Raw genomic sequence first — 8675 nt, forward strand, 5'->3', positions numbered from 1 at the left:
GCGTCGCCCAGCGCAAGGGCGGCCGTGGTCGAGCTGGTCGGCGCCAGATCCAGCGGGCAGGCCTCGCGCGCCACGCCGCTGTCGAGGTGGGCATCGGCGTGGGTGCCGAGCGTCGAGCCCGGCCGGCCGGTCATGCTGATCAAGGGCACGCCCAGGCGCTTCAATAGCGGCAGAAGGGCGGTGACTTCGGCAGTCTCGCCGGAGTTGGACAGCGCCAGCACCACGTCGGTCTTGGTGATCATGCCCAGATCGCCGTGGCTCGCCTCGCCCGGGTGGACGAAGAAGGCGGGCGTGCCGGTACTGGCGAGCGTGGCGGCGAGCTTGCCGGCGATATGGCCGGACTTGCCCATGCCGGTCACGACCACGCGGCCCTGGCAGGCTAGAATGAGAGAGCAGGCGCGGTCGAAGCCTTCGTCGAGCTTCTCCTTGAGATCGTTGATGGCGGCCTGCTCGATGTGCAGCGTGCGCAGCGCGCTTTCACGCAAGGCGCTGCTAAGGCCGGAGGACGCTGGCATAGATGGGCCTCTCTGAAAATGACGTCGTCGAGCGCCTAGAATAGCATTTCACGCGCCCGAGTAGGTACGGGATCTTTACCGCCTGACGACCGCTCGATATCGAACAAAGAGTTGTGAAGCAAGGTTTTAGCGTTGCCACCCGTGGGGATGGCTGGCGTTGGGGCACGATGTTCGTTACTATTTCGAAAACACTGTTTCACAATTGCCGGCCTTGAAAAGCCCGCCCAGGCGTCGGCAGCATGCACGCTGCCTGCCCCAAGGAGGGTTATGCACCCATGACAGACACCCCCTTCATCGAAATCGAGGATCTGCACTTCTCGCGCGGAGAGCACGACATCTTTCGCGGCATCGACATGCGCATCCCGCGTGGCCAGGTGACCGCGATCATGGGCCCGAGCGGCACCGGCAAGACGACGCTCTTGAAGCTCATCGGCGGCCAGCTCACGCCCGATCGCGGCCGCGTGCTCATCGACGGGCAGGACGTCCATCGGCTTTCGCGCAAGGCGCTGTTCGCGCTGAGAAAGCGCATGGGCATGCTGTTTCAGAGCGGCGCACTGTTCTCGGATTTGAACGTGTTCGAGAACGTGGCGTTTCCGCTTCGCGTGCACACCGACCTGCCCGAGGCGATGATCCGCGACCTGGTGCTCCTGAAATTGCAGTCGGTGGGGCTTCGCGGGGCGCGGGCGTTGAGCCCTGCCGAGCTCTCCGGCGGCATGGCCCGGCGCGTGGCGCTGGCACGCGCCATTGCGCTGGACCCGGAGCTGGTGCTTTTCGACGAACCCTTCGTGGGCCAGGACCCGATCTCCATGGGCGTGCTCGTCCAGCTCATCAAGCGCCTGAGCGAGGCGCTGCGGCTGACCTCGCTGGTGGTCTCCCACGACATCAAGGAGACCCTGAGCATTGCCGATTATCTCTACCTCATCGCCGACGGCCAGGTGGTGGCCCACGGCACGCCCCAGACACTGGATGCCAACCAGGACCCGCGGGTGAGCCAGTTCATTCACGGCGAGCCCGACGGGCCGGTGCCGTTTCACTACCCGGCGGACGAGTTCTACCGCGACATGCTGGGCCCGGCGCGGCCACAAGGGGCGAAATGATGCCGTCACTACTCAAGAGAAGCGCCGCCCAGGTGACGAGGCTCGGCCGCAAGGGGTGCGATACCGTGGAGTCGCTCGGCCGGGCCGGGGCGTTTCTGCTCCAGTCGAGTGTCGGGATTCCCTCGCGAGAAGGCTTCGCGCTGTGGCTTCGCCAGATGCACTTCGTCGGCGTGCTGTCGCTGGCCATCGTGCTGGTGTCGGGGCTTTTCATCGGCATGGTGCTGGCGCTGCAGGGCTATACTATTCTGGTCGATTTCGGCGCCGAGCAGGCGCTGGGTCAGATGGTGGCGCTGTCGCTTCTGCGCGAGCTCGCGCCGGTGGTGGCGGCGCTGCTGTTCGCCGGGCGCGCGGGTTCTGCCCTAACCGCAGAGATCGGGCTGATGAAGGCCACCGAGCAGCTCACCAGCATGGAGATGATCGGAGTCGATCCGCTCAAGCGGGTGGTGGCCCCGAGGCTCTGGGCCGGTTTCGTGGCGCTGCCGATCCTCACCGTGGGGTTCAGCGTGGTGGGCATCTGGGGCGGCTATCTCGTCGGCGTCGAGTGGCTCGGCGTCTTCGAAGGCTCCTACTGGAGCAACATGCAGGCGAGCGTGGCGTTCGCAAGCGACGTCGGCAACGGCATGATCAAGAGTCTGGTGTTCGCCGTGGTGGTCACCTGGATCGCGGTCTTTCAGGGGTATGATCTGGTGCCCACGTCGGAAGGCATTTCCCGCGCAACGACCCGTACCGTGGTCTACTCGTCCCTGGCGGTGCTGGGGCTCGATTTCGTACTGACCGCCGTGATGTTCGGCGGCCTTTGATAGCTGGAGCGCGTTCATGAAACGTAGTAAAACCATGGAGTTCGGCGTCGGCCTGTTCATGCTGGCGGGTATCGTCGGACTCGTCTTCCTTGGGCTTCGCGTCAGCGGTCTGTCGCTTTCGACGCCGACCCAGACCTTTCAGCTGGAGGCCAATTTCGCCAATATCGGCGGCCTCAAGCCGCGCGCGCGGGTCACCATGGCCGGCGTGACGGTGGGGCGCGTGGAATCCATCGACCTCGATACCGACTGGTACGATGCCCGCGTGGTGATGAGCCTGGACTCGGACCTCGAAGGCGAGCTCACCCAGGACACCACCGCCGCGATCCTGACCGCAGGGCTTCTGGGCGAACAGTACATCGGCCTGAGCGTGGGCGGCGCGCCGGAGATGCTCGCCGATGGCGACACGATTCGCGATACCCAGTCGGCGCTGGTGCTCGAGGAGCTCATCCAGCAGTTCGTATCCAGTATGGCTAACAACTGACGCAGCCCTATACTACTACTACCAAGTACCAAGCCTTGCACGGCGACTTTCTTCAACTGTTGAGTAAAGAGGTGGACACCATGCGTAAGCTGAACAACCCGCTGAACTACTGGGTGATGGCGCTCTATGCCACCGTGCTTTTGATGCTGCCGATCGGTGCCAGTGCCCAGAGCCAGTCGCCGGAGGCGATGATCCGCGAGAACGTCACCGGCTTCATGGAGCGTATCGACGGGCGCGAGGATTACTACGCCAGCAATATCGACGAACTCAAGGCGATCGTCGACGAGAGCCTCAACGACGTGGCGGACTTTCGCTACATCGGCGCGAGCGTGATGGGCAGCTACTTCCAGAACGCCACGCCCGAGCAGCGCAGCCGCTTCGCCGACGTCTTCCGTCGCACCCTGATCGACACCTACACCCGCGGGCTGGTCACCTTCGACTACGACACGCTGCGCGTGCTCGACAACCAGCGTGGCCAGCGCTACGAGGATCAGGCGAGCGTCGACATGGAAGTGGTCGCCACCAACGGCCAGGTCTACCCGGTGAGCTACAGCCTGCGCCTCTCCAACGGCGAGTGGCGCGTGGTCAACGTGATCGTCAACGGCATCAACCTGGGCCTGACCTTCCGCAACCAGTTCGACCAGGCCATGCGCCAGAACAACCGCGACTACGATGCGGTGATTCGCACCTGGTCGCCGGAAGTGGGTGTCGAGGAACTCGAGCGCGGAGGCGATGCGTGATCGAGCTGGTCAACACGTCCGGCGTGTCGCTTTCCCAGCGTGACGACACGCTGTTCGTCGAGGGCGACATGAGCATTCACGCAGCGGCCCCGGTGGCCGCTGCGGGCGTCGAGTGGCTCGAAAACGCGCAGGCCCCCTCGGTCACCTTCGACTTCACCGGCGTAACGAGCGCCAGCAGCGCAGCACTCAGCGTGCTGTTCGAATGGCTTCGCGGCTGCGAGCGCCGGGCGCTTCCCGTCGAGCGTATCGCGCTCTCTTCCCCCCTGATGCGGCTCGCCGCGTTCGCCGAACTCGAGGCCCTGATCCTCGACCCACGCCACGCTCTGCCCCATTGAGCGACGCCCGCCAGCTCGGCATCGCCAAGCGGGGCGCTTTTCTTTATCATGTCGCCTGCCTTTTTTCTTACATTCACGGACGACCCCACAGGAGCTTGCCGTCTCATGCAACCCAACGAGGTAAAAGCGCTGCTTGAATCCCGCATCGACGGATGTGACTTCCATATCCAGGGGGAGGGGTGCAACTTTCAAGTCATCGCGGTGGGGGAGGCCTTCGACGGGCTCTCGCCGGTCAAGCGCCAGCAGCTGGTCTACCAGGCGCTGAGCGACGAGATCGCCTCCGGCGCGCTCCATGCGATCAGCATCAAAACCTTCACCCCGGCGCAGTGGCAAGACGCGCCGGAAAACGCCCGGTGAGGGGCGCGTGATGGATAAACTCCTGATTACCGGCAACGGCTCGGCGGACGGCGAAGTGTGGGCGAGCGGGGCGAAGAACGCGGCCCTGCCCATTCTCTGTGCCAGCCTTCTCTCCAATGGCCCGGTGGTCATCGGCAACCTTCCCCATCTGCAGGACATCACCACCACGCTGGAGCTGCTCGGGCGGATGGGCGTGGAGCCGGTGATGGGCGAGCGCTTGAGCATCCAGCTCGACGGCTCCCAGGTCACCCGGTGCCACGCTCCCTACGAGCTGGTCAAGAAGATGCGCGCCTCGATCCTGGTGCTCGGCCCCCTGCTTGCCCACTTCGGCAAGGCGGACGTGTCGCTGCCCGGCGGCTGCGCCATCGGCTCGCGCCCGGTCGACCTGCACATTCGCGGGCTCGAGGCCATGGGCGCGACGATTCGCGTCGAGGGCGGCTACATTCGCGCCAGCGTCGACGGGCGGCTCAAGGGCGCGACCATTTACTTCGATACCGTGACCGTGACCGGCACCGAGAACCTCTTGATGGCGGCAACGCTCGCCGAGGGCAGGACGGTGCTCGAAAACGCCGCCCGCGAGCCCGAGGTGGTGGACCTGGCCGAGTGCCTGATCAAGATGGGTGCGAAGATCAAGGGCCACGGCACCGACACCATCGTCATCGACGGCGTCGAGTCGCTGCACGGTTGCGAGCACGACGTGATGCCGGATCGCATCGAGACCGGCACGTTTCTGGTGGCGGCGGCGATGACCGGCGGTCGGGTGAAGGTGACCCGCACCCGCGCCGACATTCTCGAGGCGGTGCTCGCCAAGCTCGAGGAGGCCGGCGCCGACATCACCTGTGGCGAGGACTGGATCGCGCTCGACATGCACGGCAAGCGCCCCAAGGCGGTCAACATCCGCACCGCCCCGTATCCGGCGTTTCCCACCGACATGCAGGCGCAGTTCGTGGCCATGAACGCGGTGGCCGAAGGCCACTCGCGGGTGGTGGAGACCATCTTCGAGAACCGCTTCATGCACGTGCAGGAGCTCAACCGCATGGGCGCGAACATCGTCGTCGAGGGCAACGCCGCGCTGATCACCGGCGTCGAGCGCCTGTCGGGGGCGCCGGTCATGGCCACCGACCTTCGCGCATCGGCGTCGCTGGTCATCGCCGCCATGATGGCCGACGGGGAAACGCTGGTGGATCGCATCTACCACATCGATCGCGGCTACGAGTGCATCGAAGAAAAAATGCAGTTGCTGGGGGCGAAGATTCGTCGTATTCCCGGCTAGCCACGCGAACAACCATGGGCCCAAACCATGAGCAAGCAACTGATTCTGGCGCTCTCCAAGGGGCGCATTCTCGAAGAAACGCTGCCGCTTCTGGCCGACGCCGGCATCACGCCGGCGGAGGATCTCGGCAAGAGCCGCAAGCTCTTGTTCGACACCAACTTGCCGGACGTGAAGCTGGTGGTGATTCGCGCCACTGACGTGCCCACCTACGTGCAGCTCGGCGCGGCGGATCTCGGCATCGCCGGCAAGGACGTGCTGCTCGAGCACGGTGCCGAAGGGCTCTACGAGCCGGTCGATCTGGATATCGCCCGCTGCCGGCTGATGACCGCCGGTGTCACCGGCCAGACTCCGCTCAAGGCGCGCCGCCGGGTGGCCACCAAGTTCGTCAACGTGGCAAGGCGCTACTATGCCGAGCAGGGCATCCAGGCCGAGGTGATCAAGCTGTATGGGGCGATGGAACTTGCCCCCTTAATGAATCTGGCCGACGAGATCGTCGACATCGTCGATACCGGCAACACCCTGCGCGCCAACGGGATGGAGCCGCGCGAGCTGATCGCCGAGATCAGCACGCGCCTGGTGGTCAACAAGGCGGCCATGACCATGAAGCACGAGCGCATCAAGCCGCTGCTGGCGCGACTCGACAGCGCCGTCAAACACCGCAAGGCCGAGCTTGCGAAGGGATGAGAGGTCAACGATGAGCGACAACCCGGTCACGATCCATCGGCTATCCACCGCCGATACCGACTTCGAGCGCCGCCTCGACGACCTGCTCGCCTGGGAGGGCGTCTCGAACGATGACGTGCAGTCCCGGGTCGCGGCCATTCTCGAGGACGTCAAGCGCCGCGGTGACGCGGCGGTGATCGAGGCGACCCGTCGCTTCGACCGCCTCGAGGCGAGCAGCATGGAGGAGCTTTGCCTGTCGCCGCAGCGGCTCGAGGCGGCCTTCAAGGGGCTTCCCGACGAGCAGCGTACGGCACTCGAAAGCGCCGCCGAGCGTATTCGCCGCTACCACGAGCGCCAGAAGCCCACCTCCTGGCAGTACGAGGAGCCCGACGGCACGGTGCTGGGGCAGAAGGTGACGCCGCTGGATCGCGCCGGTATCTACGTGCCCGGCGGCAAGGCGGCCTACCCATCGTCGGTGTTGATGAACGCCATTCCCGCCCATGTGGCCGGGGTCGGCGAGATCGTCATGGTGGTGCCGACGCCCGATGGCGTGGTCAACGAGCTGGTACTGGCCGCCGCGCACCTGGCCGGGGTCGATCACGTCTTCACCCTCGGCGGCGCCCAGGCGGTGGCGGCACTGGCGTACGGGACCGAAAGCGTGCCGCGGGTCGACAAGATCGTGGGTCCCGGCAACATCTACGTGGCGACTGCCAAGCGGGCGGTGTTCGGCCAGGTCGGCATCGACATGATCGCCGGACCGTCGGAAATCCTGGTGGTCTCCGATGGCCAGACCGATCCGGAGTGGCTGGCGATGGATCTCTTCTCCCAGGCCGAGCACGACGAGGATGCCCAGGCGATCCTGGTCAGCTGGGACGGCGAGCATCTTGAGGCAGTGCAGGCGGCCATCGAGCGTCTGCTGCCGACGCTCGATCGCGAGGCGATCGTGCGGGCGTCGCTTTCACGGCGCGGCGCATTGATCCAGTGTGCCGACGAGGCCGAGGCGCTTACGCTGGTCAATCGCATCGCCCCCGAGCACCTGGAGCTTTCGGTGGCCGAGCCCGAGCGGCTGGTACCCGAGGTGCGCCACGCTGGCGCCATCTTCATGGGTCGCTACACCGCCGAGGCGCTGGGCGACTACTGCGCCGGACCGAATCACGTGCTGCCGACCTCCGGCACCGCGCGCTTCTCCTCGCCGCTCGGCGTCTACGACTTCCAGAAGCGCTCGTCGCTCATTCACTGCTCCGCCGAAGGCGCCTCGACGCTGGGTCGTACCGCCTCGGTCCTCGCCCGCGGCGAATCGCTCACCGCCCACGCCCGCTCCGCCGAATACCGCATTCGCGATTGATTCCTGGCAGGTGGAGGCAAGCGCCTCCACCTCGAAGACGCCGCCATTCGGGTCGAGGTGGCGGCGCGTGCCTCGTCAGGAGTCGCTGCGTCGATCAAGGGTCATTTCGGTCGGGGTGGGGCGCTCGCCGACTTCCAGCGTCATCTGGATGCGCTCGCCGTTGCGCACCACGGTCAGCGGGAGTTCGGTACCGGGCGCGATGGAGGCGATGTCGCTCATGGTCGAGCGGGCATCGAGAATCGCCTGGTTGTCGATGGAGAGCAGCACGTCGCCGGGCTGAAGGCCGGCACGCTCCGCCGGCCCGTCGCTGACCACGCCGGCCACGATCACCCCCTGGGGGGTGCGTAGCCCGAAGGAGGCGGCAAGCTCGCGCGACAGGGCCTGGGCCTCGATGCCCAGCCAGCCGCGAATCACCCGGCCCCGGGTGACCAGTTCGTCAAGAACGCTGTGCGCGAGGTTGGCGGGAATCGCGAAGCCGATGCCCTGGGAGCCGCCGGAGCGCGAGAAGATCGCCGTGTTGATGCCGACCAGCGCGCCTTCGGCGTTGACCAAGGCGCCTCCGGAGTTGCCCGGGTTGATCGCCGCATCGGTCTGGATGAAGTCCTCGTAGGCGTTGAGACCCAGGTGGCTGCGTCCGGTGGCGCTGATGATACCCATGGTCACCGTCTGGCCGACACCGAACGGGTTGCCGATGGCCAGCGCCACGTCGCCCACCGCCACGTTGCGTGAATCGGTCAGCTCGATCACCGGCAGGTCGTCGAGGTCGATGCGCAGCACGGCCAGGTCGCTCTCCGGGTCGGTGCCGACCACTTCGGCCAGCGTCTCGCGCCCGTCGCGCAGCGCCACCTGGATCTGGTCGGCATCGTTGATCACGTGGTGGTTGGTCAGCACGTAGCCGTCCTGGCTGACGATGACCCCGGAGCCCAGGCTCGAGAGCATGCGCTGGTGGGCGGTGGCGTCGTCACCGCTGAAGAACTGCTGGAAGAACGGGTCCGACATCAGTGGATGCTGGTCACGCTCGACGATGCGCGACGAGTAGATGTTGACCACCGCCGGCGCTGCCTGGCTC

General features: G+C 65.9%; 11 protein-coding genes. 9 read left to right on the forward strand and 2 right to left on the reverse strand.

From position 1 onward, the window contains the following. Window positions 1–515, reverse strand: a 515-nt coding sequence (locus BIS11_RS05940; protein ID WP_253585819.1) for an SIS domain-containing protein, incomplete at its 3' end; no start/stop codon positions are given. Window positions 516–790: 275 nt separating this feature from the next. Here BIS11_RS05940 and BIS11_RS05945 point away from each other — a divergent pair. From BIS11_RS05945 to hisD, 9 genes are all read left to right on the forward strand, one after another. Next, window positions 791–1612 (forward strand): ABC transporter ATP-binding protein, encoded by an 822-nt coding sequence (locus BIS11_RS05945; RefSeq protein ID WP_227390375.1) that lies wholly within the window; start codon window positions 791–793, stop codon window positions 1610–1612. Next, window positions 1612–2412 carry a lipid asymmetry maintenance ABC transporter permease subunit MlaE gene (gene mlaE / locus BIS11_RS05950; protein ID WP_253419538.1) on the forward strand — a complete coding sequence of 267 codons (801 nt, stop codon included), beginning with the start codon at window positions 1612–1614 and terminating at the stop codon, window positions 2410–2412. The genes BIS11_RS05945 and mlaE overlap by 1 nt, the downstream gene beginning before the upstream one ends. Window positions 2413–2428: 16 nt before the next feature. Further along, window positions 2429–2893: an outer membrane lipid asymmetry maintenance protein MlaD gene (gene mlaD / locus BIS11_RS05955; RefSeq protein WP_253419542.1), complete on the forward strand. Its 465-nt coding sequence runs from the start codon at window positions 2429–2431 to the stop codon at window positions 2891–2893. A gap of 80 nt (window positions 2894–2973) precedes the next feature. After that, entirely contained in the window at window positions 2974–3633 is a 660-nt protein-coding gene (locus BIS11_RS05960) for a phospholipid-binding protein MlaC (RefSeq protein WP_253419545.1), read from the forward strand. Continuing rightward, window positions 3630–3968, forward strand: a complete 339-nt coding sequence (locus BIS11_RS05965; protein WP_253419548.1) for an STAS domain-containing protein — start codon at window positions 3630–3632, stop codon at window positions 3966–3968. The genes BIS11_RS05960 and BIS11_RS05965 overlap by 4 nt, the downstream gene beginning before the upstream one ends. A gap of 105 nt (window positions 3969–4073) precedes the next feature. Continuing rightward, window positions 4074–4325, forward strand: a complete 252-nt coding sequence (locus BIS11_RS05970) for a BolA family protein (RefSeq protein WP_227390380.1) — start codon at window positions 4074–4076, stop codon at window positions 4323–4325. A 10-nt stretch (window positions 4326–4335) separates the two neighbouring features. Then, the gene (murA, locus tag BIS11_RS05975; RefSeq protein WP_253419552.1) at window positions 4336–5598 is read left to right on the forward strand and encodes a UDP-N-acetylglucosamine 1-carboxyvinyltransferase; all 1263 of its coding nucleotides are present in this window, start codon (window positions 4336–4338) and stop codon (window positions 5596–5598) included. A 27-nt stretch (window positions 5599–5625) separates the two neighbouring features. Then, a complete protein-coding gene (hisG, locus tag BIS11_RS05980) occupies window positions 5626–6282 on the forward strand; it encodes an ATP phosphoribosyltransferase (protein WP_253419555.1) in 657 nt (218 codons plus the stop codon). Window positions 6283–6292: 10 nt separating this feature from the next. Continuing rightward, window positions 6293–7606 carry a histidinol dehydrogenase gene (gene hisD / locus BIS11_RS05985; protein ID WP_253419558.1) on the forward strand — a complete coding sequence of 438 codons (1314 nt, stop codon included), beginning with the start codon at window positions 6293–6295 and terminating at the stop codon, window positions 7604–7606. A 75-nt stretch (window positions 7607–7681) separates the two neighbouring features. On the opposite strand, the gene BIS11_RS05990 is transcribed toward hisD, so the two are convergent. Beyond that, window positions 7682–8675: S1C family serine protease (locus BIS11_RS05990; RefSeq protein ID WP_253585820.1), on the reverse strand; the 994-nt coding region annotated here is incomplete at its 5' end.

Origin of the sequence: Halomonas sp. 707D4 (genome assembly GCF_024158685.1) — a bacterium.
Classification (GTDB): domain Bacteria; phylum Pseudomonadota; class Gammaproteobacteria; order Pseudomonadales; family Halomonadaceae; genus Vreelandella.